Annotated in this window: 11 protein-coding genes; 10 read left to right on the forward strand and 1 reads right to left on the reverse strand. The window is 45.4% G+C overall.

The features are described 5' to 3' along the window. Positions 1-62: 62 nt before the first annotated feature. From DX130_RS06500 to DX130_RS06525, 6 genes are all read left to right on the forward strand, one after another. Positions 63-1,772, forward strand: a complete 1,710-nt coding sequence (locus DX130_RS06500) for a sigma-70 family RNA polymerase sigma factor (RefSeq protein ID WP_116043750.1) — start codon at positions 63-65, stop codon at positions 1,770-1,772. A gap of 305 nt (positions 1,773-2,077) precedes the next feature. Continuing rightward, a complete protein-coding gene (locus DX130_RS06505; RefSeq protein WP_133297898.1) occupies positions 2,078-2,599 on the forward strand; it encodes a hypothetical protein in 522 nt (173 codons plus the stop codon). Positions 2,600-2,900: 301 nt separating this feature from the next. Continuing rightward, positions 2,901-3,857: a copper amine oxidase N-terminal domain-containing protein gene (locus tag DX130_RS06510; protein ID WP_116043753.1), complete on the forward strand. Its 957-nt coding sequence runs from the start codon at positions 2,901-2,903 to the stop codon at positions 3,855-3,857. Between the two features lie 2 nt (positions 3,858-3,859). Next, positions 3,860-6,058 (forward strand): hypothetical protein, encoded by a 2,199-nt coding sequence (locus tag DX130_RS06515; protein WP_116043755.1) that lies wholly within the window; start codon positions 3,860-3,862, stop codon positions 6,056-6,058. 1,254 nt (positions 6,059-7,312) lie between these two features. Further along, entirely contained in the window at positions 7,313-10,924 is a 3,612-nt protein-coding gene (locus tag DX130_RS06520; protein WP_133297899.1) for a glycoside hydrolase family 78 protein, read from the forward strand. A gap of 259 nt (positions 10,925-11,183) precedes the next feature. Then, complete coding sequence (locus tag DX130_RS06525) at positions 11,184-11,804, forward strand: rhomboid family intramembrane serine protease (protein ID WP_116043758.1); 621 nt, start codon at positions 11,184-11,186, stop codon at positions 11,802-11,804. A 185-nt stretch (positions 11,805-11,989) separates the two neighbouring features. On the opposite strand, the gene DX130_RS06530 is transcribed toward DX130_RS06525, so the two are convergent. Beyond that, positions 11,990-12,427: a CBS domain-containing protein gene (locus DX130_RS06530; protein WP_116043759.1), complete on the reverse strand. Its 438-nt coding sequence runs from the start codon at positions 12,425-12,427 to the stop codon at positions 11,990-11,992. A gap of 419 nt (positions 12,428-12,846) precedes the next feature. Here DX130_RS06530 and DX130_RS06535 point away from each other — a divergent pair, with 419 nt between their 5' ends. From DX130_RS06535 to DX130_RS06550, 4 genes are all read left to right on the forward strand, one after another. Continuing rightward, positions 12,847-16,764 carry a galactose-binding domain-containing protein gene (locus DX130_RS06535; RefSeq protein WP_116043760.1) on the forward strand — a complete coding sequence of 1,306 codons (3,918 nt, stop codon included), beginning with the start codon at positions 12,847-12,849 and terminating at the stop codon, positions 16,762-16,764. A 163-nt stretch (positions 16,765-16,927) separates the two neighbouring features. Next, positions 16,928-17,707: a GNAT family N-acetyltransferase gene (locus tag DX130_RS06540; RefSeq protein ID WP_116043762.1), complete on the forward strand. Its 780-nt coding sequence runs from the start codon at positions 16,928-16,930 to the stop codon at positions 17,705-17,707. Between the two features lie 167 nt (positions 17,708-17,874). Beyond that, a complete protein-coding gene (gene ligD, locus DX130_RS06545) occupies positions 17,875-19,071 on the forward strand; it encodes a DNA ligase D (protein ID WP_240644326.1) in 1,197 nt (398 codons plus the stop codon). Positions 19,072-19,232: 161 nt separating this feature from the next. Then, positions 19,233-20,303 (forward strand): undecaprenyldiphospho-muramoylpentapeptide beta-N-acetylglucosaminyltransferase, encoded by a 1,071-nt coding sequence (locus DX130_RS06550; protein ID WP_116043765.1) that lies wholly within the window; start codon positions 19,233-19,235, stop codon positions 20,301-20,303. The last annotated feature ends 230 nt before the right edge of the window (positions 20,304-20,533 follow it).

The raw sequence follows: 20,533 nt of genomic DNA on the forward strand, positions 1-20,533 counted from the left end.
GGCTCCTTCTATGGCATCAATCAGATAGATAGACAAAATCATCGTGATGAGGAGCTGCGGTAATGAAGGAGATCATCATCGGACATTCATTTCACCAAGAAGAACGGGAGAGCGAGTTAATTGAGCGTGCGCAGAGTGGCGATCATGATGCATTCAGTGAGTTGGTTCGCCGTCATCGCGCCAAAGCACAAGGCTGGGCGAATGGATTAGCTCAAGATCCGTTTTTGGCGGAGGATATCGTTCAAGAAGCGCTGCTAAAGGCTTTTATCCATCTTGGCACGTTAGTGGATGTTACTCGTTTTCTTCCTTGGCTTCACCGTATCGTTCGGAATCAGGCTATGATGAAGTTGAGGCGCGGGGGACCATACCGTCACGAGCAGCCCTTCACAAGCTTGGCCAATCGATCGACTGGCGATCAGATTCAGGTGGATTGGGAAAATATCGAAAGCATCATGACCTATATGATGAGCGCCAAATTTCAAGAATCGAGCGCAGCTTCTAATCCGGAGGAGCATATCGTCCGTCAGGAAACGTTTGAGACGATCCTGAACCTGTTCTCCTGCCTGAAGCCCAGAGAGCGGGGGATCTTCGAAGCTTATTTCTTCCAGCAGCTCTCTCCGCAGGAAATAGCGACTCTGTTCGATATGACGATGAGCAGCGTCTATAAGTCGCTGGCCAGGACTCGGCAAAAGCTTCAGCATGAACGCATTCGCGTCTTTATTCAGGACCATTTGGTACAGCGCAGGGATAAAAACAGTTCATCGAAAAAAATACTTGAGCGGCCAAACATCTACATGCAGCGAATAGGCGACAGCCATTTCCTTGGAGCGAGGCCTTCCGTAACCTACTGTCTATGGGGCTTGTTGCAGTACACGGACAAGAAGCACTTATCATTAGCGGAAGTTAATGGGCTGACCGGACAGGCATTCAGCATAAATATTATGAAGGAAACAGTACATATTGGGGGACCATTTACACTTGCGGCAGAGCCATCATTTGAGAAACTGCTGGCTAATTTAGGCTTCGATTTTAAAGTATCCATGAATCTTCCTACTCAGCCGACTGCTGTGACGGACGTCCTTCGGACGGTTCATCAATCTATTGATCGTGGTGCTCCGGTCATCGTATGGGACCTATTTCATGCCGAATTTGGCTTAGTCTATGGCTATGACGACGACGAGCAGAGGCTCGCAGCACTAGATAAACTTCAGCTAGGGGATGTAGCCTATGAGCAAATCGGCAGAGGAAAAACATCGGAGATCAGCATCATTGCTATCCAGGAAGAGAGAGCTATAGATAGGAAGGCGGCATTGCTGCAAATGATTGATGCTGTGCTGGAGCATGGATATACAGAGGGTACTCGCAACACCGGTGATGGTGAGCTTGCAAGCGGACTCGCGGCATATGATGCATGGATGGAAGCTTTTCAAAGCGGGCGTATCGTTCCTTTTTTCAATGCTTACAATACAGTAGTTTACGCAGAGCTTCGCCAATATGCGAAGCAGTTTCTACATAGATTGTGTGATGATCCGGACTTTATTCAGGATCGTGAGCTGCTAGAAGCGGCTTCGGCCAGTTACGAAATAACTGCAAAAGCGCTGCAAGAGCTGGCTATCTTGTTCCCGTTCCCAATGGGAGGCGACCCGATGAATGAACAGCAAGTTCAAAAAGCCATCTTTTTGCTCCAGGAAGCCAAGCAGGCTGAAAAGGAAGGGTTATATCATCTTGCGTTTTGGAGAGATCGATTACGCTTGGAGCCGCCGTTAGATTGATGGAATTGTTAAGTTTATCCTATACCGCGGAAGTCTGTGCATCAGACTTCGCGGTTTTTGTATGTTTTGGGGTAGTAGTCTGCGTTTAAATAAATTTAAAATGAATCAAGAAGCTTATTCTTATTTTGGTGGTAGTCAGTAAAATACGTCTATTAAAAGGCTTGGTGGGAATTGCCCAAAATGTAGTTGATTAATAGATGTTATTTCCATTCATTTTCTTCTAAAGAGCGACGTGATAGGATACAATAGGAAGAAAGACAGATTGCGTTTCTAGTAAAAGGTTCTTATCGGAAGTGTCTATTACTATGAATAGGGGAGATTATGTGCGAAGATTGTCCCAGTTTGCTATGTTGCTGCTTATTCTGGTTATAGGCGCAGGATGTGCCGCCTCGAACTCTTTGAATGATACGGTTAAGATTAGGCCTGAGTCTGTAACTATAAATGAAGACGCTTTCCTGGCGGATAGCATGCAGTATGACCTAGACGGTGATGGACAAATGGAGATGATTCGGATGTACATCTATCCTGCACCAGCCGAAGCTGAAAATAAGCCGGGCCAATACCTGTGGCATGAGAGCCATCAATGGCAATTAATCGTAAATCGCGGAGAAGATACCTATTTGTTATACAATAATCATTTAAGCGGTAAGCTTAAGTTTTGGATTGAGGATCGAGGAGGTTCACAGAAAGCGATCGTGCTGCTGGAGGAAGGTAAAGGATTGCGCTTGGATAGCTTTACGCTTAACGAAGATCATATTTTTGAAAGAATGATGAATTATAATCAATTTAACTCCGTAATTGTAGAGAGCTCCACTACATTCAAATAATCTGTCGAATAAGTATCGACAAATTTCACCAAGAATGCTATGCTTTAGGTAATGGATATCTGCTAAGTCGACTTCGGAAGCACCGAACGGATGGGGATTTATTTCTCTATGTGTTGGGTGCTTTTTTGCGTGCGATTTGATCGTTGGCTATGGCTAGGTAGGAGAAAAATACTTTGGATTATTCGCTGACGATTGACAAACATGGAACATTATGTCGAAATAAAAGGGTCAGTGTTTATTCATTGGGTGTAGATTACATAGTTGAAATGCAATCATAATTTTAACGATGGGAGTGTAAGAAATGAAGAAAATGACGTATGTAGTTGCTCTTTTTCTATTGATGACCGCATTGATGGTGCCTGCTGCAGGTGCAGCGAGCAAAGTACCGCTTATTAAGATTAATGGAACTTTATTTGTGACGCCGGCAGGTGAGCCTCAGCCTTATATTAACAAGGATTACCGTACGATGGGATCGGTACGTTTGGTAGGGAATGCGCTCGGCGTATTGGATGACAACATTGAGTGGGACGACAAGGCCCGGACCGTTCGAATGGAGAAAAACAAGACGGTCATACTCATTACAGTGGGGCAGCAGGATTTGAGCGTAAATGGAAAGACAGTAGAAATGGATACAGTCGCGGAGTTGAAAAACGGACGCGTCTTTATTCCACTGCGATTTATCGCGGAGTCTCTTGGAGCTAAAATTGAGTTCGATGAAAAATCGAGGACGGTTTTGATTACAACGGATGATCCTTCGGTGGGGAAGCATAACCTTGCTAGTTATAAAGAGTTAAAGGTTGTTACCAATTTCCCGATTGTTCTGGAAGCTAGTGGTTTGAAGTTAACGGTTCATGATGTTTATTTGTATAAAGCTGACTCAAAAGTTGTAAAAGACTTGCATAAGAAATACAAGTTTCAGTTTTTTGATCGTGCAAAGTATATAGTTTGGAGCAAAATAACGTTGGAGAATAAGTCCAAACAAACGATTAGATATGATGGGTTAGATCTAAACCCTAAAGTTGAGTGGTTTACTGCAACCAAAGATACAGCAGGACTGTTTATAAATTCTAGCTCAGTGAATTATCCTGATATGAGTAGCTCTGATGTACTTAGTGGATGGATTCTTAAACCAGGTGAATCAATCACAAGTACAAATGTTCAAATAGATTATTTGAGCGAAAAACCATTTGATACATTTGGTGTTAATTTGAACTATAATAATGTTTCGTCAGCTGAAACAATCGCTATCGGGAAGTGATGATGAAAAAGTTAATTAGTATTATATTGTTGATATCATTTTTGATACCTATATCCACTGCAAAAGCTAACACAAACCTACAAAACACATATCATGTTAAAGAATATACTTCTGATGATGAACAACAGATCGAAATTATTATTGATTGGCCTACAGAGGCTGGAATGATAATACCTACTGGTTACTCGTTTAAAGGAAAAGGTAATCTTACGTCTTTTAAACCAGATACTAATACAAGAACCATAAAAGTTGTAATTGCAGGAGAAAAGAAATCTGTTACAGAGTTAGTAAAAGGATATCAAAACGTAATGAATGGGAAGGGACTAACCTTCAACAAATTACCAGGAAATGCTTTTTGTCGTTATAGTGATGGGGTAAAATGGCAAATAAACAGCTTTAGTGTAGACACAAAGTCGCAATCTAGAAAAGATTATTTTCGAGAGGCTTCAGCTTCACTTCCAACTATTTATCCACCTTATTCGCAAATGACTGAAATTGTAGGGTACATGGATATAAATCTTAATAATCATCAAGCAGTATGGATTAGCAATTTAGGGAAAATAGTTGATCCCAAAAACATAAAAAGAAACTCAATCATTATTCCACCCAAGTCACATTCATCATCGTTCAAGTCATATACAGCTTTAGGTTTATCAGATTATAATCCTACAAACCCAAGATTAGCTCTTCAATATAAAGCAGAACATTTTGATTTTGGTCCACAAAACCAAATCCCTGCATCAAATCCTGCTTTTTACACAGGCCACGCCCAATGTTACGGCTATCCATTTAATTTACAATATTACCTTCAAGCAGAAGCCGAATACGATGTTTACAATTACGGAGGCACGATTACTTTTAATTACGCTAAGGTTGCAACATCCTATATTGCAGGAGAAATGAAACCCGATCCAGTCAGCCAACGGTTTGAGGGAAAAGAAGTAAAGGTTAAGGTTACAATTAGTGCCGAAATAACTGACATTAAAGATCCCGGAGCCATTAGTCATTATGAAATTTATTTGAACAATGAGCTTGGCGATAAAATGTATGAAGAAAAAAACATTCTAGCAAACGGCAATATGAAGATAAGTCGAACTTTCGATTTTGTCATCCCAACCTCACGCATGACGAATAAAGATTCACATGACGAAGTATTCGTTGGGAGAGTAAGAGCTCATTTCAAAAAAAGCTCCTATTATGTCGATCCAACCTACGGCCATTATATGGATACTGGAAGGATATATGCATCTACGACTGTATACAAAGAAGCACCGCCAGCACCTCCCGCTAAGGGTATGGGTCCGGTCGCTATTATTGATGCTCCTAGTGAAGTTATGCTTGGTGATGATGTTACAATAAACGGATCGAGATCCTATGATCCGGACGGGACAATAGAAAAGTATGTATGGAACACACCAAATGCAATTGGCGATATGACGGACATGCCTTCTGGCGAAATTTATTTTACCAAGTTAGGGCCGCAAAAAATACAGCTTTGTGTATGGGATAACGACGGTGAAAGAGATTGCGCTCAGCATAGTTTAGTCGTTACGGAACCATTTGTGAGGGCTAATGTTTTCCAATCTGGAACGCTGAAAGAAAATCGGAAAGTAACCTTCGCAGAGTTCTCTTTCACCTCTTCACGTTATCCGGTTATTGATAGTAAGACGAGGTGGGCCATCAAACCAAGGTACGAAGAAATACCGCAAAGCTCGATTAAGTACAGCGGCAGTCTGGATGGAAAGAATAAATTTGATGTACTATTCAAGCAGCCAGGAGAATATGTTGTGACCCTAAGCGTTGAAAATACAGCAGGATATACCGATTCGACTTCACGCATCGTAACAATTCAGCCTGACTTGCCGCCTGTTACGGTCCTATCCGCTGAGTCTATGATCGAATACCGCGATCCCAAATATATGAACAAAGCCAAATTCATTTTACGAGATAATTCCTACTCGCCGGACGGAGATATTATCGCGTGGGGCAGATGGTATGTCATTTTCGACGCCAATAATGACGGAATATTCAGTGAACAACGAGTACTCATTTATGAAGGCGATGCAAAAGAAGTGGTGTACTATGCTGATCATGTTGGCAAGTACCGTTTCCATAAAGAAACCATAGAAGAGTTTGGACAAGAAACGATTCCTGCCTTTGTCACGGCTGCAGACCGTCGCCGGAGCCACACATGGGATTGAAGGAGATAACATATGTTAAAACCAATTGCCCACACGGGCCTGATTAAACGCAGGCCCTTTTCTTTTACGCTCATTTTCATGTTGATATTGTCGCTTAGTATGCCGCCAGTCAACGCAAATCCTGTTGACACAGAGGTTAAAAATTTGGCCCCGTTCGTGGATTTTGAAGTGAAGGAGAAGCGGAAGGTAGATGTAATTGTAGACGTAGGTAATACCAAGTATAAAAAGAACGAGATACAAAGTCGCGTCAATGAGTTTCTTGTCCCAGCCCTGCAAGCGTCAGGAATCGACTATCAAATAACAGTCGATGAATCCAATGAAGGGGACACTGCGATCTATTATACTGGCTCTAATGGGCAGCCTGGCAGTAGAACATCAGATTTATATAAATACGATATGATCACAGAAGAAACATCTTTAGTGGTAGCAGGAGTTGTTGAATCAGGGGGCTATGTGTTACCTAATGGTTTAATCATTTATGGCAATCACTCAGGTGGTAAAGGAGTGATAGATACTAAAAGCAAGCTCTACAATGCCATACCTAATACGCATGAGTCTTATGGGGAGTGGGTAGTAGCACCGGATGGAAACCTCTATGTCTTGGCTGGGGGTCATCCGGTTTGGTCAGGAACGTATCGAATCAATTGGCAAAACTATAAAATTGACCCGAATGCTAGTTACTATAAGATTAGCTTTCCCGACAACGAGAGAATCATCAGTCAGTCCCCATCCGAAGCTTCTAAGCATTTAATTATGGGCAAAGATAATCATTTTTATCAGCGTATCTACTGGTCGTCAAATGATAGTCTTAGCTTAAGTGTAATAAAAAACTATCGGATGCCAGATCAAAAATCAATAACCCTGGCTTCAAATAATCTTGATAAAGCAATGCAATTGACTCCCAATGGTTTATTTTTCTATTCTGTAAAAACACCCGTAAATTCATCATCCACATACGATATATGGGTGTACAACCAAGAAGATGATTCAAGGACCAAGGTTCTGGAAAAATTGCCTTATATCTATGATTTTTGGGCAATGGATGATGGCCGCTTAATAATCATGAAACCAAAAGAAGTGTTTGTTGATTTCACTCGTACGTATTGGATTATGGAAGATATTTATGATCCCAACTCACTCCGTCAAATACCCTTTAAATACGTTAGTGATTTTGCCGGTTACGTTGGTATACTCAGAGTCCAAGGATCAAATGTTATATACAGCCATGTTGTTAAAGATGTATATACCCTCAGAATGTACAATATTGATACAGGTGAAGATAAGGAAATTGTTAACCATAGAGTCTGGAGTCTTTTAAGATCTCCTCACTGGTACAATCCGAACACTCGCACAATCCAGGATATTATCGCTGCTGCACCCTTGCGACCTGACGCCGAGAAAATCTATGTACGGGTAGACGATCTTTCCATGAACTCGATTGCCAGAGCTGACGGCATGGGAGAAATTGCGGCATTGCTTGCACAGCACAATATGTCTTTTATTGGATTGGGTACGACTTCAAATCAAGACCAATTCTATAGGTTGCTAGAGAACATCGGTCATAACGGAACCTTCCTGAGTAATGGGAACTTGCGAACGGCCATGTCTGATCTGAGCGATTTTATTACCGAACGAAGGGAAGTCAACCTCCATGTGATCTTTGGAGACACACAGTATACGGAACAACAAATCCGAGATCGATTCAATCAACGGTTAATAGATCTTAGACTTTCCAACATACGTGTCAACTTGCAGCTTATTAAAGCGGAGGGGAAAAACCTTCAGGAGCTGCTTTACTTGGCCCACTGGGATTATAACAAGAATAACTACATCGCCTATGTCCATAACCCTTTAATGCCAGAGCTGGATGATGAATTGATCTATGACGATACGATTATTACGCTGAAAGAATACAATGCCCATTTCTTAGGTATAGGCAGCACGACTAACCGCACCACATTAAATAATATCGTTGCCTCCAACAATAACTTGGGTGCTTTTTACGACAATATTAATCTCGTATCTGCCGTTACAAAAACTATGAACTACATCAAAAATACGGCGATCACAAATGTTAAAAAGCTGACCAACTACATTGTTCTGAATGCTGATCCAAGCACAGGGGAGTATTCATCGGAGATCTCGGTTCAGACTTATTATGAAGATGCCGAGTCGGATCCCAAGCTAGCCGAGCGATGGAAGACGACACATGATCCCGACATTTATGAGAATAACATGGGAGTTCTTGAGGGTACAGGTCAATATACGCGGGAGCCGATGAAGAGCTTTACGAAAGTCGGCAAATATGAAATCGTAGCCCAGGTTCAAGATAATCCGTCTACAAACCCGCTGTTCAACGAATATCAGATGTGGAGTAAAGATTCGCTTTCCAGAATGGTCGTATACGTGCATCGAGCGCCTGTGGCTGATTACAGAGCAACAGTAGATGCAACAAGGATGTTATCTATTATTGACCAATCGTATGATTTGGATCGTTACTCGTATCCGGAAAAGGGGATTTCCCAAAAGATTTGGAAGTGGAAGAAGGTAGATGATTCAGTCTGGAGCGATGGCCGCCCGCCAAATATTCTTGACCCCAATACAGACTATCTTTTGTCACTGAAAGTGAAGGATTTGGACGGGGCATGGTCACCGGAAACGATAAAATTCGTATCAACAAACCCATACAATCGCCCGCCTGTCGCTTATTTTACGATAGATAAGAAAACAATTTCTCTAAACGGACAAGCCCTTTTTACAGATCTGTCCTATGATCCGGATAATGATCCGATTAGTGAGCGCGTGTGGAATGTAAGGAAAGATGGTATTCAATTGTATGAAGGTGTCATAAAGCCATCAGGGACATTGCTTAAGCAATATGCAGTCCAGAAGGGAGTTTCTCGGCTGGGCAAATATATCATTTCACTAAAAGTGCGTGATAATCCTAGAGTTGCTGAACCGTTATGGTCAAATCCTTATGTCGATTATTTGGATATCGTTAATTATCCGCCTATTGCAGCATTCGATCCGCTAGAGCCTACTTATCGGGATTCAATTAATGCTGTTATTAACCGAACCGCAGCTCCTGACCAGGATGGAGACCCGATCAGCTATCAATGGACGCTGCTTTATGGATCAAAGGAATATGGGGCAGGCCAATCAAGAGATATTTCCTTCCGAATACGCGATTTTAGATTAGGAAAACTCGCAGTCGGCACATGGATGCTGCAGCTTCAGGCATCCGATCCGCATGGTGCGTCTACCTTTGAGACACATTCATTCGAGGTGTTGAATCATTCGCCGGAATCTCTTATTACGCAGGGGATCTGGACAGGATACATCGATGAACCCTATTCGTATAGATCAATGCGTACTGATCAGGACACGGAGGATGTCGCCAGTTTGCAATCCTATTGGAAGCTGATTGCGCCTGACGGACAAATCCAAACCTTCAATACGCAGCATATTACGATAACTTTTGAGAAAAAAGGTAAGTACCGACTGGAGAACTGGGCAGTGGATCAGCTTGGTGCTAGGAGTGAAATTGATGCTAGAGAGATTCATATTGTCAATCAGAGGCCGATTCCGGGCTTCACCATTATGCCGACTCCAGCATTTATTGATTCACTTGTACGCATTAAGAGTACAGCAACTGACCTGGATGGTTACATTGATAGCCATCAATATTTTATTGCGCCGCCAGGGGGTACGGCTTCACCTTATACGACAATGGCCGACTTTGAAAGGATATTCGCTTCTATTGGCATATGGACCATTCGGCAAATCGTAACGGATAACGATGGTGCCAGTGCGGAGCTGACGCAGACGCTTCAGGTAGTGAATCGTCCGCCGACTGTAGAGATTCTTACGCCAAGTGGCGCTTCAAGTGCTACAGCAACAGAGTTTAATACACTGACGCCTCGTATCGTATGGAGAATGATGGACGCCGACAATCATCCCCAGCAAAGATACCGGCTCCTGGTGAAGAGGGAGAACGGTGTGCTTGTGTATGATAGTCAGCCTGTGGCATTATCCAGAAACGATCACGTGCTGCCTGCAAGTTCTGGGCTGGTAGAGAACATGAAGTACAGGGCAGAGGTGCAAGTGTATGATGGTTATGACTGGAGTCCGTATTCCGCTCCAAAGTATTTCTATATAGTGCTGAATCGACCACCGAGCGCAGACTTTAGCTGGTCGCCCCAGCCCATCTATGAAGGGGATACGGTTACCTTCAGGACAAATGTCGATGATGAAGACAAGGATGTGCTGTCTGTCCAGTATGAGCTCACAAATCCTGCTGGAGTAAAGCATCCGTTCCGCTATACCTTTAATCATCCTTATCCATCGAGCGGGCCCGTCTTCCGAATGACTGAGACTGGGACTTGGACGATGAAACTAACGGTCAGCGACGGAAAAGCAGCCCCTGTCATTGTGACCAAAACACTTCAAGTATTGCCGCTTAGTGTTACTGGTGCTGTTAAGCATACGGAGCTATGGAATGAGCATCGTCAAGCCTATAACTTGAAGCAATCGGGCAACGTTGAGTCGCCGCGCGGCTATTCCGTTTTTTGGGCGGGAGAGAAATTTATACTGGAAGCGGGCACAACAGAAACCGTCACAGCTACTATGGCAGAACGTGTAGAGGTCACGATGAACGCTTTCAGAACGGAACTGAAAACGACGGGAACCGCATTGGCAAGCTGGAGAGGAGAACTTTGGGACCCCTCGTTCGAAAAGCTGCCGAATGGCACACTGACTTTCATCTTCACGGCTTATTACACTAATGGAACGGTGAAAATCGAAGAAATTGAGGTTCAAATTTCTGGAAATATGAATGCATATCTCCAGGTGCATCGCGTGAAGTAGATGTTATGGGCAGCCCCCTTGATGCTTGTCTTCCTACGGCTGAGACCTAGCACATAGTATAGCAAGGCTATCGCGAAAATTTGAAACCTGCTAAAAAGCGGGTTTCTTTTTCGTTTGAATGGTTATCATTGTCTCTTTCATTTGAACCATCCCATTCGTTTGAACTATAATGGACATTACAAGCGATTTATGTTGACCATGCTGCATGGGAAAGACATCATTACACGCGTAGGTGAGCGAGAAGAGGACGGTTAACGTTATGTTTCTAAGAAGAGAAAGTTTAAAGGAGTATATGAGGCTGTATCCGGTGATCAGCATTATAATTGCGATCAATATTGTTATGTTTGGTATATTGGAATTGTCAGGAGGCTCTACAGATACCAGGACATTGTACCGTTTTGGCGCCATGTTCGGAGGATGGGCGATGGAGCCGGAATTGTGGCGTTACGTCTCCTCGATGTTTCTGCACATCGGATTTATGCATTTGCTGATGAACAGTTTCTCGCTATATGTATTCGCAGCTCCAATGGAGCGGATGCTGGGTGCGTGGAAGTTCGCGGTGCTTTACCTGGGATCAGGTATTGCAGGCAACATTTTCAGCTATCAATTGCAACAGGATCTTTATATCGGTGCCGGGGCATCAGGAGGCATCTATGGCATTTACGGAGCTTTTTTATTTTTGTCCCTCTTCAGGAAGGACGTATTGGATGCCGATAGCTCTAAAACGATCTCCATCATTCTGATTATTGGTATTGTGTATTCGTTCATTGTTCCGAATGTAGATCTGTACGCGCATATGGGCGGATTTCTTGGCGGTTTCCTGTTTATGGCGATTCTGAGTACGATTATTAAAAGAAGAGCAATGCGGCGTGGGTTGTAACGGACTGTGTTGGAGTAACCAGACAGATACATGAAAGAATGCATTTTACAGAACCGCACTCCAATGGTTAGAAATCATCTAAGCATTAGAGAGCTATTTGCAGCGGTTCTGTTACTTTTAGACTCATCAACAAGAAGCTCCAGGTGTGAATACGCCTAGAGCTTCTTGTTTTGCTGATTCGTAATTTAATGCAAAACCTGATGGTCTTCGGATATTTCGCTTAATGCGACGCCGGCATCATGTCCGGTCGTACTGCCCAGAGACAAATCACCAAGCGTAATTACTCCGACCAGCTTGTCGTAATCCACGACGGGAAGCCGTCGAATTTGATGCTGGGCCATAATATCGGCTGCTTCTTCGGCATCTTGATCCGGCGAAATGGTAATGAGGGATTCACTCATGACATTTTGTACGGAACAGGAGCCGGGCTGTTTCTCGGCATATCCACGAATGACCAAATCGCGATCTGTAACAACGCCAATCAGCTTGCTGCGGTCTTCCGCTTCCACTACCGGCACGAATCCGATATCATGCTGGGCCATCAATACTGCAATCTCATAAATATTGTCCTGTAGTGTTACTGTTTTGCAATCCGTCGTCATCAATTCTTTCACAGGTTTCATGTTTCGTACTCCTTCATTATTATTATAGCTTGGGGATATTCAATCCATGATCTCCCAACTGGTATAGCGTTCGCTATTATGGTCGTTATTATCCCGCAACGAAGGGATGTGGCCCATTATAACGGTCCCCCTATGTTCTTTTTGAATGACAAAGAATAGATGTCTAATGGGGAGAGAAAAACAAATCATCATGGAAACGCATACATTTTCCGTAGAATTGCTTCTATAGCTGGAGCCATTCCGTTTCTATAATGAAATTGTAGACATGAAATTGGATGGTCTACAACCCAAGTCACAGAAAGGAGGCTGAGGATGATGAATATAGGTAACATGAAGTAGGTAATAATGTAATCGCTTTCAATGCATGAGCTATGATTCATCCATCTTTTTGACGAACAAATTGATGAAGGAGGAATATCATGCGAACCAAGTACATGGCATGGTCGCTTATTGTCGCCTTGCTGATCACCACTTTGTTTCAATCCATTGGGCCGGGTGAGCCTGCTGAAGCAGCCGGGGGACCTAACCTGGCATTGGGTAAAACGGTAACCGCGAGCGGACAAGTTCAAACGTACAGTCCAAGTCAAGTGAACGACGGCAATCAAGGGACGTATTGGGAGAGTACAAACCAAGCATTCCCACAATGGATTCAAGTCGATCTAGGTGCAACGACAAACATCGATCAAATCGTACTAAAGCTTCCTTCCAACTGGGAGACGCGCACACAGACGATTGCCGTTCAAGGCAGTGCGAACGGTTCAACATTTTCGAATATAGTGGCTTCCTCGAACTATGTATTTAATCCATCGGTAGCAGGCAATTCCGTAGTGATTAACTTTGATGCTGCGAGCACGCGTTATGTCCGATTGCTTGTGACGAACAATACGGGCTGGCCTGCGGCACAACTGTCCGAGTTTGAAATTTATGGCGCAAACGGATCGACACCAACGCCAACCCCACCACCATCCGGAACCTATCAAGCGGAGTCCGCTGCATTGTCTGGCGGAGCAAAGGTGAATACGGATCATAGCGGGTATTCCGGAACGGGTTTTGTGGATGGCTACTGGACTCAAGGCGCAACAACAACCTTCACCGTCCAAGCGCTTACCGGCGGCAATCATCAAGTAACGTTGAAATATGCCAATGCTAGCGGAAGTGACAAAACTCTAAGCCTTTATGTCAACGGTACGAAGCTTCGCCAAACCACACTGGCTAATTTAGCGAATTGGGACACATGGGGCAACAAAGCGGAGACTGTCAATCTGAATGCAGGAGCCAATACGATCGCTTATAAATATGACCCGGGTGATTCCGGAAACGTTAACCTTGACCAAATTTCAGTAGAGGCGACTAGCTCCACACCAACGCCTACTCCAACACCAACGCCCACACCAACGCCCACACCTACTCCAACACCAACACCAACACCCACACCAAAGCCCACACCAACACCAACACCCACACCAACATCCACCCCAACAGTCACTCCAACGGTAACGCCTACGGTGACACCGACACCTCCACCAGGCAGCAATATCGCCATTGGCAAGCCGATTACGGCATCCTCCAGCATATTCACATTCGTCGCAGCCAATGCAAATGACAACAACACCAACACCTATTGGGAGGGCGGCAGCAACCCAAGCACATTGACACTCGATCTGGGTGCAAATCATGACATCACATCCATCGTATTAAAGCTTAATCCTTCGACGGCCTGGAGCACGCGTACACAGACGATTCAAGTGCTGGGCCACAACCAGAATACAACTGCTTTCAGCAACCTGGTATCATCACAGAGCTATACTTTCAATCCCGCAACTGGCAATACAGTGACGATCCCGGTAACAGCAACAGTGAAGCGTCTTCAATTGAACATCACGTCAAATACTGGCGCGTCAGCTGGACAAGTGGCGGAATTTCAAGTGTTCGGCACACCGTCTGCGAATCCGGATCTAATCGTTACAGGCTTATCCTGGTCGCCGTCTTCTCCGATTGAGACAAGCGCCATTACGCTGAACGCCACTGTCAAAAATGACGGTACAGCGCCATCCGGCGCCACAACCGTCAACTTCTACTTGAACAACACGCTGGCGGGATCTGCTCCAGTAAGCGGGTTAGCAGCAGGGGCTTCGACGACCGTCTCACTCAATGCGGGAACTAGGACAGCGGCTTCTTATTCCGTTAACGCAAGGGTGGACGAGGACAATTCCGTCATCGAATTGAACGAGTCGAACAACAGCTTTACGAACCCAACGCCACTTGTTGTAGCGCCAGTAGCGAGCTCCGATCTGGTTGGCACTGTATCCTGGACTCCTAGCAATCCAGTAGCGGGCAATGCCGTGTCATTGTCTGTAAATCTGAAAAACCAAGGCAACATTGCTTCCGCAGGCGGCGCACATGGCATTACAGTCACTCTGAAAAACCCGGCAGGCTCCACGCTCCAAACGTTCAGCGGCTCCTATAGCGGTGTATTGACTGCGGGTGCATCTGTTAACGTTACATTGCCGGGCACTTGGACAGCGGCGACTGGCAATTATACGTTGACGACTTCAATTGCAGTAGACGCCAATGAATTGCCGATTAAACAATCCAATAATGTAAGCAACACGAATCTGGTTGTTTATTCTCCTCGCGGAGCGAGCATGCCGTATACAAGATATGATACGGATGACGCAACGAGAGGAGGAGGAGCTACGCTGCAGTCCGCACCGACATTCGACCAAGCCTTGACTGCATCGGAAGCATCAGGCCAACGCTATATTGCTCTGCCTTCCAACGGTTCCTATGCACAATGGACCATTCGCCCTGGCGAGGGCGGTGACGGCGTTACGATGAGATTCACGATGCCAGACTCGTCCAACGGAATGGGATTGAACGGATCGTTGGATGTCTATGTCAACGGCGTTAAGGCCAAGACCGTATCGCTCACCTCCTATTACAGCTGGCAATACTTCTCCGGCGATCACCCAGCGGATACGCCGGCAGGCGGACGACCGCTCTTCCGATTCGATGAGGTGCACTGGAAGATGGATACTCCGTTGCAGCCAGGCGACACGATCCGGATTCAGAAATCCAATACCGACAGCCTGGAGTACGGAGTAGACTTCCTTGAGATTGAATCCGTACCGGCAGCTATTGCCCGTCCAGCGAATTCGGTCTCGGTAACCGATTTCGGCGCTGTTGCGAACGATGGACAGGATGATCTGGCAGCGTTCGAAGCTGCCGTGACTGCTGCTGTTTCATCCGGAAAAATACTATATATTCCTGCCGGCACGTTCCATCTGGGCAACATGTGGAAGGTTGGAAGCATAGCTAACAAAATTCAGGATATCACAATCATGGGCGCAGGCATCTGGCATACGAATATTCAGTTCACGAACCCTAATCAGGCGTCTGGCGGTATCTCGCTGCGTGTAACGGGCAAGCTGGATTTCAGCCATATTTATCTGAATTCGAATCTGAGGTCGCGTTACGGAGAGCAAGCCATCTACAAAGGCTTTATGGATAACTTCGGAACGAATTCCAGAATTCATAACGTCTGGGTAGAGCATTTTGAATGCGGCTTCTGGGTAGGCGACTACGCCCATACACCAGCCATAATTGCGAACGGACTCATTATTGAGGACAGCCGTATTCGCAATAACCTTGCGGACGGCGTCAATTTCGCTCAAGGCACCAGCAACTCAACTGTACGGAATAGCAGCATCCGCAACAATGGCGATGATGGGCTGGCTGTATGGACCAGTAACGTGAATGCCGCTCCAGCAGGCGTCAACAACACGTTCTCCTACAATACGATCGAAAACAATTGGCGCGCGGCTGCTATCGCATTCTTCGGAGGCAGTGGTCACAAAGCAACTCACAACCTGATTGTAGATACGGTAGGCGGCTCCGCGATCAGAATGAACACAGTATTCCCAGGCTACCATTTCCAGAACAATACCGGCATCCTGTTCTCGGATACGACGATTATTAACAGCGGGACGAGCAAAGATTTGTATAACGGCGAACGCGGCGCGATTGATCTGGAAGCATCCAATGATCCAATCAAAAACGTAACGTTCACCAATATCGATATCCGAAACACGCAGCGGAGCGCGATCCAATTCGGCTACGGCGGCGGATTCGAGAATATCGTATTCAATAATATTACTATTAATGGAACGGGCAAAGACGGCGTATTGACCTCGCGCTTTACAACGCCGCATCCGGGCGCAGCTATCTACACCTACACGGGCAATGGCTCGGCAACGTTCAACAACTTGACGACGAACGACATTGCGCATCCGAACCTGTACTTTATACAAAATGGATTCAACCTGACTATTCAATAATTTAGCGAAGAATGAAGGAGGAGGGGCTCGTGGAGAGCTTCTCCTTCTTTTTATGCAAGGTTAGCTATATTCTTTTGGTCTACTATGATTAAATGGAGGAAGTAAAACTAGTAGTTCATAATCAAGCACTTCATGAAGTGAAATGTAAGGAGAAATAAGACATATGATTTCACCATTACAGCCAGAAGAAATGGATACTATCCTGAATACCATAGACAGGGAGCGGCATTTTCTCTACTACTCTTACCTGACCTCGCGCAGATCGCGTTCGATCCATTTTGGCCATTACTCTGATACCGGACATTTACTCGGGATACTGGCTTACTGCAGCGGTTTGTCCTTTCATGCATTTTCGGTTTATCCCATACAGGACCCATTTTGCGTCAAACCGCTATTTGCCCATGTAAAAGAACGGTTAAACCTTCCTGCAGAGGCCGTAGGCAGCTTTATTGTACATGAAGAGGTCAAAGAACAGCTTGAACAGCAGCTCGTATTGGCAAAACCGTCTATCCCTATCCATTTGATGAAGCATCGGCATTCATTACCGTTGCCTCCAGCAGACGAACAAGTCGTACAGCTTGAACCGGCCAGTTACATAGAGATTGAAAACAAGCTGACGGAATGGAACACCATGGCCTTTGCCAAAGAAGAATTGCAAAATCCGTTTTATGGCATTTGGGAGGAAAGGCAGCTAATTGCACTTGGGGGCTATCATGTTTACTCCAAAGAGTACGTGGAGCTTGGCAATATCGGCACAGATGTGAATTGGCGAAATCGAGGAAACGGAAGAAAAATATCGGCTCAGCTTACGCGGTCCGGCTATGCGATCAGCGATCATGTTTATTTGAACGTTCTGGCGAATAATGCAGGCGCCATTCATCTGTATCAATCTTTGGGATATGACACGGTCAGCCATCAATTCATCGTTACCTTTAAGCTATAAGCGATTGAGGTTGAGGGATTCTGCTATAGCTGGATATTTGCTATCCGAATGGACAAGCTATCGCCAAATGAATCCAGATGAAAGGCGGACGGGCGAAGATGGACAGCGGGCTTTTGAGACCATTTCCCAAGCGGCAAAGGGAGCGGTATAAGGGTGTTTTTTTCATAATGGGGATAGAAAAGGGGACGAACTCCTTTGCCGTAGGCCTATATGAAAACCGCGAGATGGTGCACATAGGCGCGTTCCATAGAGGCTTGAAGGAGAAGGAGCAAGAAACGCTGCGTCAGACCATTATTCAAAATCAGACGCAGGATGAAGGTTCCTTCATCAAAGTTGCGCCGGCGATATGTGTAGAGCTTTCTTTCCAATCCATGGTGGGGCGAGAGCTCGTTGATCCGGTATTTGTTTCATTCCAGCTCGCCGTTCCTGCTATGGCGTGCACGTGGGACAAGCTTATATGTGACAATAACGACGTGCACCCGGACGTGCGCATCACGCATTCGGATAAGCTGGTGTGGAAGGATCTTTCGATCGACAAAGAGAACTATATCGCTTACCTCATTCAAATTTCGCCTTATATGCTGCCATTCCTGCGAAACCGAATTTTAACGCTAATTCGTTATCCGCAAGGGATACCTGGCGAATCATTTTTTCAGAAGGATTGCCCCAGCTATGCGCCTGACTTTATCGCTACTGAACGGGAAGGCGACAAATCCTATATCGTGTGCAATGATCTGTCCACATTATGCTGGCTTGGCAATCAATTGGCGATTGAATTCCATATCCCGTTTCAAACCGTTGGAGACGATCGTCCACTGGAAATTGTGCTTGATTTGGACCCGCCAAGCCGGGAGCAATTTCAATTGGCGGTCAAAGCCGCAATCGAGATGAAAAAAATATTCGATACGTTCGGCATTGTGGGCTTTCCCAAGCTATCAGGCGGGAAAGGGCTGCAAATTCATATCCCGATATCCAAGAGCAGCAGCTTAACATATGATGACGCTAGAGTGTTTACTTCTTTTCTTGCGCATTTTTTGGTCGAGCAGTTTCCCGATGATTTTACGATTGAGAGATTGAAGAAGAACCGGGGAGGAAGACTGTACATCGATTATATTCAGCACGCGGCGGGGAAAACCATCATCTGTCCCTACTCGGCGAGAGGGAACGAGGACGCTACTGTAGCGGCTCCGCTTTATTGGGAGGAGCTCAACGACCAGCTTTCGGCACAGACTTTCCATATTCCGTATGTGCTGGAGCGTCTCACGCGCGTGTCCTGTCCGATGAGTGGCTTTTTTAAGCAGGAGAATAGAGGACTGGATCTAGTAATTGCCAAGCTCAAGGAGAAGAGCACGGTGTTGCGCTAGCAACGGGCCGCAAACTTGCCCAGACATTCATTCCGATTGTGCAGAACAGCCGCCATTATTGCTGTTTTTGGCATGGCTGAGAAAGCTGGGTGATTGAACTTCTGTGCAACAATGATTGCTAATCGAGTATAATGGGTAAAAATCGAATGTCAGGTGACGGTATGAAAAACATTATGTTTACCGGGGGCGGATCAGCGGGACACGTAACCGTGAACATCGCTTTGATCCCGAAGCTGGCGGAGTCAGGCTGGTCCACTGCCTATATCGGTTCCAACGATGGTATTGAGCGGAGGCTGGTCGCGGAGCTGCCGCAAGTCAGCTATCACTCTATCTCGACCGGGAAGTTAAGACGGTACATGTCTTGGCAAAACATGAAGGACCCGTTCCGAGTAGTAAAAGGCATTTTTCAAGCCTATCGGATCATCAAAAAAGATAAACCTGATGTTGTGTTCTCCAAGGGAGGATTTGTGTCCGTGCCAGTCGTAATGGCAGCTTGGATGAATCGAGTGCCCGTTATTATACATGAATCGGATATCACCCCCGGACTTGCCAACAGACTGGCTAGCCCGTTCGCAACGGTCATCTGCACCACTTTTCCAGAGACAGCGAGGGCGATAGGTGAGAAGAAGAGCCGGTATGTAGGAGCCGTAATCCGGGAAAACTTAAAGCAAGGCAACGCGGATCACGGACGCTCCTTCACAGGACTTCCGGACAACGGGAAGCCAGTTCTTCTCATTATGGGCGGCAGTCTGGGCGCTCGACGTATCAATGAAGCCGTACGTCATGCTTTGCCGGAGCTAACAAAGGCTTATCAGATCATCCATTTGTGCGGGAAGGGCCAACTGGAAGGGACAATTAGGCTTCCGGATTACCGCCAATATGAATATGTGAATGAACAGCTTCCTGATCTTTTGGCCATGAGCAGCTGCATCATTTCCAGAGCAGGGTCCAATTCAATCTTTGAATTTCTATCCCTTAGGAAGCCGATGCTGCTTATTCCTCTCACCAAGCAACAGAGCAGGGGCGATCAACTTCTGAACGCGGCATCGTTTGAACGAAGCGGATATTGCAAAGTACTGCATGAAGAGAAACTGAATTCGGAATCATTAATTGCCTCCGTTCAGGACCTCTCGCGCAACAAGCAAGCCTATCTCCGCAGCATGGATCAATATGATGCTCAAGATGCGTTAACGGCAGTTTATGAGATCATTATGGAGACAGCAAAAGGTTAACGATTCGTGGGGTTAGAGGTATCGCTTGAACCGCAATCACACAGGTTGACGTAGATAGCCAATTCATGTAAAGTAATGTAAATTAGCGATACTGCAATAGCGTAGACCAAGATCAACACGTTCCAACTATTCGCTGTACAGAGAGGGAACCCAGCGGCTGAAAGGTTGCCCGATGCGAAGGAACGTCAACCTGTCTTGTGAGCTGCAATCGTGTTTTCATATACGGTTGC

Origin of the sequence: Paenibacillus paeoniae (genome assembly GCF_003388735.1) — a bacterium.
Classification (GTDB): Bacteria; Bacillota; Bacilli; order Paenibacillales; family Paenibacillaceae; genus Pristimantibacillus; species Pristimantibacillus paeoniae.